Consider the following 2,545-nt stretch of genomic DNA (forward strand, 5'->3'; position numbering starts at 1 on the left):
AGACCGCCGCAACCACCACCCCGGCACGTACGCCGTCGCGCACCGCGCACCCGCCCGGCACGCCCCCGGGCAGACCGACAGCCCAGCACGGACCCGAGCAACCCACGGACCGCCCAGCACAACCCCGGTGCCACATCCACGCACGGTCTCTCGCCGGTCCGCGCCCCACGGGCCGTCCCGGCCACCGGCCGGGCCATGGTGAAGGGACGTATCGACGACTGCCCCGCGGATCGAGGAGACGACAGATGGCCCCGCACACTGACGACGTACTGGTGACGGGTGTGGGCGCGCTGACACCCCTGGGTGCGACCGCCGACTCCTCCTGGGCCGGCCTGCTGGCCGGACGCTCCGGTGTCCGCGACCTCGGCCCGGACTGGCCCGAGGAGCTGCCGGTGCGTATCGCCGGGACCGTCGAGGCCGATCTCACCGCATCGATCGGCCGGGCGCGGGCCCGCAAGCTGGACCGGGGCGAGCAGCTGGCCGTGGTCGCCGCCCGCGAGGCCTGGCAGGACGCGGGCGTGCCGCAGGTGGAGCCGGAGCGGCTCGCCGTGGTCGTCGGCACCGGCATCGGCGGCGTCCTCAGCACGCTCGGCCAGGACGACCTCTACGAGTCCTCCGGGATGCGGCGGCTGTCCCCGTACGCGGTGCCCATGCTGATGCCCAACGGCCCGGCCGCCTGGGTCTCCATGGAGCTGGGCGCCCGGGCCGGAGCCCGCGCCCCCGTGAGCGCCTGTGCGTCCGGTGCCGAGTCGCTGGCGCTGGGCCTGGACCTGATCCGGGCGGGCCGCGCCGATGTCGTCGTCGCGGGCGGCACCGAGGCCACCCTGCACCCGTTCATGATCGCCGCGTTCGCGCAGATGAAGGCCCTGTCCACACAAGCGGGCGACCCGGCGGCGGTGTCCCGCCCGTTCGACGCGGCCCGCTCCGGCTTCGTGATCGCCGAGGGCGCCGCCCTGTTCGTCCTGGAGCGCGCCGACTTCGCGCGGGCGCGCGGGGCACGGGTGTACGGCGCGCTCGCGGGCGCCGCCGTGCACTCCAGCGCGCACCACATCACCGCCTCCGACGCGGAGGGCCAGGTACAGGCCATGCGCACGGCGCTGGCCGACGCGGGCGTCGAGCCCCGGGACATCGGCCACGTCCACGCGCACGCCACCTCCACCCCGAGCGGGGACATCGCGGAGGCGGAGGCGCTGACGAAGGTCGTCGGCGAGGAGACGGCGGTCACCGCCACCAAGTCCATGACCGGCCACATGCTGGGCGCCTCCGGAGCCTTCGGCGCCATGTCCGCGCTGCTCTCGCTGCACCACGGGGTGGTCCCTGCGGTCCGCAACCTCGACGAGCAGGACCCCGAGGTCCGTCTGGACGTGGTGCGCGGCGAGAACCGCACCGGCTCCTGGGACGCCGCCCTCGCCAACTCCTTCGGATTCGGCGGCCACAACGTGAGCCTGGTCATGAAGCGGGCCTGAGAGATACGGCGATGACCTGAGAGCTTCCTCACACGCGGGCGGGCCCGGGGGTGAGGAGAGAGAGGGGACCGGGCGAGAGAACCGTCACAGTCACCATGGACAACGAGAAAGGGCGGCATCTGATCGATGCCGCCCTCTCAGCGGTGCGCGAGGGGGGAGTTGAACCCCCACGCCCTTGCGGGCACTGGAACCTGAATCCAGCGCGTCTGCCTATTCCGCCACCCGCGCATTGGGTGTGTCCTCGGGCCCCGTTCCTTGCGGTCCGGCGCCTTCCGACACCCAGAACATTAGCACGCTGGACGGGGTGGATTCACATCCCTTACGCCGGGGCAGCCGCTCACCTGCACCGGAACCGGAGGCACCGCATCGCGAAGCCGTCCCGCACGTCTCAGCGTGTGTCTGTTCACGTATCAACCTCGTACCGGTCGGCCCCGTCTCCCCAGGAGCCGGTCCGGGTGCACAGTCAGGTGCGGGACACTGGTCTGCGGCCGCCTCTACGATCCTTGGCAGGAGCACCCGCCGAGAAGCGTTCGAAGGGCGGCTCCACAGGGAACTTCGACAGGCGTCGACACCCGTCGACTGGGCCGACAGGGGGAACCAGCCGATTTACCGGCGCGTGGATACGATCAGTAAGCAGTACGAGGTAAGAGACAGAAGCAGCTACGGAGGAGGTGCCCCATGGGAGTCCTGAAGAAGTTCGAGCAGCGTCTCGAAGGCTTGGTCAACGGCACCTTCGCCAAGGTGTTCAAGTCCGAGGTCCAGCCCGTGGAGATCGCGGGCGCACTGCAGCGCGAGTGCGACAACAACGCCACCATCTGGAACCGCGACCGCACGGTCGTCCCCAATGACTTCATCGTGGAGCTCAGCGCCCCGGACTACGAGCGCCTGAGCCCCTACTCCGGGCAGCTCGGCGACGAGCTGGCGGGCATGGTGCGCGACTACGCCAAGCAGCAGCGCTACAGCTTCATGGGCCCGATCAAGGTCCACCTGGAGAAGGCCGACGACCTCGACACCGGGCTCTACCGCGTACGCAGCCGCACCCTGGCCGGCTCCACCGACCAGCAGAGCGGCCACCCCGC

At 71.3% G+C, this 2,545-nt stretch carries 2 protein-coding genes and 1 tRNA gene; 2 read left to right on the plus strand and 1 reads right to left on the minus strand.

The genetic code is table 11. From position 1 onward, the window contains the following. Positions 1-245: 245 nt before the first annotated feature. A complete protein-coding gene (locus GA0115233_RS39860) occupies positions 246-1,466 on the plus strand; it encodes a beta-ketoacyl-[acyl-carrier-protein] synthase family protein (RefSeq protein WP_093725670.1) in 1,221 nt (406 codons plus the stop codon). A 144-nt stretch (positions 1,467-1,610) separates the two neighbouring features. On the opposite strand, the gene GA0115233_RS39865 is transcribed toward GA0115233_RS39860, so the two are convergent. Continuing rightward, positions 1,611-1,694 (minus strand) — tRNA-Leu (locus tag GA0115233_RS39865). A gap of 450 nt (positions 1,695-2,144) precedes the next feature. Here GA0115233_RS39865 and GA0115233_RS39870 point away from each other — a divergent pair. Beyond that, a partial coding sequence (locus GA0115233_RS39870) for a DUF3662 domain-containing protein (RefSeq protein ID WP_141689666.1) occupies positions 2,145-2,545 on the plus strand: 401 nt, incomplete at its 3' end.

Origin of the sequence: Streptomyces sp. DI166 (assembly GCF_900091315.1) — a bacterium.
Lineage (GTDB): Bacteria > Actinomycetota > Actinomycetes > Streptomycetales > Streptomycetaceae > Streptomyces > Streptomyces fuscus.

Coding starts and splice junctions, on each gene's coding strand:
- GA0115233_RS39860 (WP_093725670.1), top strand. CDS start 246: ATGGCCCCGCACACTGACGACGTACTGGTGACGGGTGTGGGCGCGCTG.